Raw genomic sequence first — 3834 nt, 5'->3', positions numbered from 1 at the left:
GAGCGCCAGCCGTTGAAGTTTCAATCCGCGCCCCGCGCTCGCGCGCGGGGCGACAAGCGGCGCTTGATCTCGCGCGGCGTGTGTACCTGTTTCAATCCGCGCCCCGCGCTCGCGCGCGGGGCGACACGTAATAGCTCTTGGTGATGCTGGGATCGGTGTGTTTCAATCCGCGCCCCGCGCTCGCGCGCGGGGCGACCATTCTCGTCCGCCCAGATTGCCACGTGTGTTGCGTTTCAATCCGCGCCCCGCGCTCGCGCGCGGGGCGACAGCGGGGCTGCCAAGCGGCAGCACCGCAAAGTGTTGTTAGCTGATTTTCGCGAACGTGGCGAGCTTCCCGGCGCGCGATGCGATTCGGTTGTCAAAGAACAGCGGAAAATGGTTGCCCTGATTGAAGTTCCAGGCGTGCGCGAGATGTCGGCGACGGAGCCGGCACTTGGGGTTCGCGGAAGCCACGTCATAGGATTAACGGCTCCGTCAGATCCACGGGCTTGGCGGCGCCGTGGTGCTCAGTTCGGGCTACGGCCTTTTCATCCAGGAAATAAAACCGAAGCGAATCTTCGTCCGCGTTGATCTCACGGAGCAACCGGTCCCGGAGCCGCGCCCATTCCTTTTGTCCAACCTGGCATTCGAAGACGGACTTTTGGACTCGAGTTCCGTAATCTTCGCAAGCCTGGGCGACTCGACGCAGCCGGCGGTGGCCCGCTTTTTCGACTGTGGACACGTCGTAAGTGATCAGGATTAACATGGTGCTCGTTAAATGAGTTGAATCGTTACGTCGTTAAATCGGGCCCTCACCCAGCCTTCGCCCCTTCCCTCTCCCATCGGATGGGAAAGGAGGTGCTCCTGGGTGCGCCTCCTGATCGAAACCAGAGCTGTCATTTGGGGACGAAAGGCAAATAATCGGCCAGGTCGCCGCGCAGGTGCCGGGCCAGAATCCGGGCCTGAACAAACGGCATTTGGGCGACGCGCAGGTTCTGGTCCAGTAACGGATGGGTCAAGCTCTCCTGCTTCCGCTCCTGGTAAGCCTTGATGACGAGCTTGCGGCCCGCTTCGGTGAACTCGACCGCGCCGCCCTCGCGCGGGTTGAAATGTTGCGGGCCGACCTGCTGGCGGTTAATCAAGGTGATGGCCAGCCGATCCGCCAGCCACGGACGGAACTCCTCCATCAGGTCGAGCGCCAGCGAGGGCCGATTCGGCCGGTCCACATGGAAGAATCCCACGAAAGGATCGATCCCCGCGCTGGTCAGCGCGGCGATGCAATCGTGCCGCACCAGCGCGTAGAGGAAGGAAAGCAGGCAATTGATCCGGTCGCGCGGCGGACGGCGGCTGCGCGTGCTGAAGGCGAAGTCATCCCGCTGTTGTTTGAGCGTCAGGCTGAGAACCGAAAAGTAAAGCTGCGACGCCAGGCCTTCAGCGCCGCGGATTTGGTCGCGGTCGTTTTGCCCGGCCAGTTCGCTCACCTGACGCCCCAGCGCGTCGATCACCGCCTGCAATGACTCCCGCTCCGGCTCGCTTTGGCTTTCGCGCGCGGCGCGAAGCAGGCTGTTCCGCGAGTTCTGGATTTTGCCAGCCACAATCTGCCGCGAAATGGCGACGCATTTCGCCGGATCATCCGCCGCGCGAAAATGCGTCCGGCGCAGGGTCACGCTCGTGTCGGCCACGCCCGTCATGCGCGCCTGAAGGTAGCCGTGCTCGCTCAGGTAATTCACGGCCACGCCCTGTTCCCAGCAGAGATCAAGCGCAGGCGGGCTGATCACGCTCGGTCCGAAGACGCAGATCGATTCCAGGTGATGGATGGGGATGCTCAATTTGCGAGTGCGGATGGCGGATTTCGGAGTGCGATCTTCGGACGGGAGATCAGGCGGGTATTCGGGCACTTCAACCTGAAGGGTGAGATGGTCGCGGCTGACGTAGCTGCCGGGCGTCAGGAGATAAAGCGTGTTTTGCTGGACGTCGCTCATGCGATTCAAACGCTGAAAAGTCCCTTCGCTGCGCGCACGAATCGGTCGGAGGCGCCGGTTATTTTGGGCAGACAAATCTCGAAGAGCGAACATTCCTCGCACGCCGGTTTGAAGAGGGCGCGGGGAAGTTGCGGGTCCGGAGATGAGAGTTGAGCATCGATCAGAGTGTGCAGTTCCGCGACCGCGTTCTCGGTCAATCGACGCAATTCCGCCGTGAATTGGACTTCGCGCCGGCGCTTGCTCGCCGCGTGAAACACCGCGCCGCGTTCCACGGGGATGCCGAACATCTCCTCCAGACAAAGCGCCTGGGCGCAGAGCTGGGCGTCGTCGTTCTCGAACGGGCGGCGTTTGCCTTTCTTGTATTCCACCGGAACGAGTTTCCGAATCATGGGGAGCACACGCGCCTCGCGTGTCGTGTCCGGCGCCTCGCTGGACACCTTTTCAGAGCGTGTCTGGAGAATAGGTGGAACGGGCGACTCGCCCGTTCCGGTCGGCAACTTGCCGACCGAGATGGCCGTGAGCGCCAAACTGAAATCGCGGCCAGGATGGTCAATCGACCTCGCACCCGTTCCGTCCGGCAGGTTGCCGGACGGCACAGGCTGGCAGCCTGTGCTACCCGTTTCCGCTTCCACGATATCGCATTTGCCCGAGAGTCCAAGCCGTTCGGACCAGACGGGCAACGCGCGCCAGACGAGCACGCCTTTGGCCACTTCGTAGCCGGGCAGGTCGGCGTGGTCGTGCGCCAGGTCGCCGAGGATGGTGTGTTCGTTTTCCTCCCGCCAGCCTTCAATCGCTTTCAACGCTGCCCGGCGCGGGCAGTAGAGGAAGTCGTTGAGGAGCGAGAGAGGCAATTGCTCGTGCGGCTCGGCAAGCTGTGAATTTGGATTTTCCATTGGGGTCACAAAACGTCGCAGCCGGTCTTGCTGGCCTTCAGTAATGGAATGATGTCCGCCATGTAGCCGAGAAAGCCGTTGTAGTTCCGGCCGGTCCATGCCCAAAGCTCCTCGCCCAGCCCGATAGGTTTCAGCGGCCAATCGCCGCTCTTGAGCCGGCTCGACCAGATTTGGACGCTGTTCTGCATGATCTCGCGCCAGGAGGGGAACTGCGCCCGGTCGCGGCTCTCGATTCGGTTGACCAACGCCTGATCCACCAGCACGGTTCGCGTGTCCGCCGTGATGATTCGGCAGAGCTTGGTGACTTCGGGGTAATCCGCCCCTTTCTCGGCTCGCTCGATTTCCTCAATGCGCAAAGCCTGCGCGCCGCGATCATTCCGAAGCTCCAAGCGGAGCGCCTCAGTGCAATCGCCGGGCGAAGGCTGGCCCGATGCGGAAGGTGCATCAGGTTGCCGGTTCAGGCTGGGAGTAAAGAGCCCTTGCCGGAGAGTTCCACCGCCACACCGTCAAACCGGGCGTCACCCGGCTTGTAGGACAGCAGCTCCACGCCGATGGGCTGGCCACTCTGGCCGTCCTTGATCAGGACCACGCCGTCATCCAACTCCGTGCAAATCTGGTTTGGCCGCGGGGCCTGCCAGAATACCGTGAGCAATTCAAGATCCGGTTCGTAATGGACTTTTATCTGGGCCATATCTGTTCTCCTTCTTTTATCGCATTGGTTTGGTAGGCCGTCACCAGAAAACCCGTGCCGTCGGCGCGTTTGGCCACGGCCACGACCCAGTGGCGGACGCCGCGACGGTAAAAACAGCAGCACCGCGGGATCGCGGCGGCTCTGCCGCACTTGCTCCGGCTGGCGCAACGTGGCCTTCACGTCGTCGAGCCTGTCCGCCAAATCAGGATGCTTGCCGACCAGCCGTTGCCAGTAGTCAGCCGTTGTGCAGACGGTGAAGCCGAGCGGCGTAGGGACTTCAAAGAGCAGG

At 62.3% G+C, this 3834-nt stretch carries 5 protein-coding genes and 1 pseudogene; all 6 read right to left on the bottom strand.

Going from position 1 to position 3834, the window contains the following annotated elements; all coding sequences use genetic code 11:
- Nucleotides 1-454 precede the first annotated feature (454 nt).
- The 6 genes and pseudogenes from cas2 to FJ398_26625 all read right to left on the bottom strand — a co-directional run bounded on the left by cas2 (nucleotide 455) and on the right by FJ398_26625 (nucleotide 3746).
- Nucleotides 455-745 (bottom strand): CRISPR-associated endonuclease Cas2, encoded by a 291-nt coding sequence (gene cas2 / locus FJ398_26650; protein ID MBM3841465.1) that lies wholly within the window; start codon nucleotides 743-745, stop codon nucleotides 455-457.
- Nucleotides 746-875: 130 nt separating this feature from the next.
- Nucleotides 876-2054, bottom strand: a complete 1179-nt coding sequence (cas1c, locus tag FJ398_26645) for a type I-C CRISPR-associated endonuclease Cas1 (GenBank protein ID MBM3841464.1) — start codon at nucleotides 2052-2054, stop codon at nucleotides 876-878.
- Entirely contained in the window at nucleotides 1967-2350 is a 384-nt protein-coding gene (locus FJ398_26640) for a Dna2/Cas4 domain-containing protein (protein MBM3841463.1), read from the bottom strand. Before FJ398_26640 ends, cas1c begins: the two co-directional genes overlap by 88 nt.
- A 509-nt stretch (nucleotides 2351-2859) precedes the next feature.
- Nucleotides 2860-3243, bottom strand: coding sequence for a hypothetical protein (locus FJ398_26635; protein ID MBM3841462.1), 384 nt, complete (start codon nucleotides 3241-3243; stop codon nucleotides 2860-2862).
- 68 nt (nucleotides 3244-3311) lie between these two features.
- Nucleotides 3312-3545: a hypothetical protein gene (locus FJ398_26630; GenBank protein ID MBM3841461.1), complete on the bottom strand. Its 234-nt coding sequence runs from the start codon at nucleotides 3543-3545 to the stop codon at nucleotides 3312-3314.
- Nucleotides 3533-3746: pseudogene (locus tag FJ398_26625) on the bottom strand (hypothetical protein). The gene FJ398_26630 and the pseudogene FJ398_26625 overlap by 13 nt, the downstream one beginning before the upstream one ends.
- Nucleotides 3747-3834 lie beyond the last annotated feature (88 nt).

The organism is Verrucomicrobiota bacterium (genome assembly GCA_016871535.1).
Lineage (GTDB): Bacteria > Verrucomicrobiota > Verrucomicrobiia > Limisphaerales > SIBE01 > VHCZ01.
This window is presented reverse-complemented; position numbering and strand designations above follow the sequence as displayed.